This is a genomic window from Kistimonas ophiarachnellae, from assembly GCF_057552235.1.
This window is the reverse complement of sequence record NZ_BAAJPA010000107.1, coordinates 1-207: the sequence shown is the minus strand read 5'-3', so window position 1 is coordinate 207 and position 207 is coordinate 1. Positions and strand designations below refer to the sequence as shown.

Annotated in this window: 1 protein-coding gene; it reads right to left on the bottom strand. The window is 58.0% G+C overall.

The window, feature by feature from the left end:
- The coding region (locus AC27K1_RS21850) for an Ig-like domain-containing protein (protein ID WP_487152905.1) at positions 1-207 on the bottom strand (207 nt) is incomplete at both ends.

Here is a 207-nt window from a genome sequence, read left to right as displayed (position 1 = left end):
CTGACGGGTTTCTCCCGCGGCCAGATCCTGGAAGTCACTGCCCGGATTGAAACTGAAGGTGCCGTCATTGTTGTTGGTTACGGTGCCTTCTGCCGGCTGGCTCACGATGTTGAAGGTGTGGGTATCGGTGGTATCTGCATCCGTGGCACTGAAATTGCCGGTCACTGCCGCGCCATCTTCCGTGGCACTGACACTCTCAATCGCCGT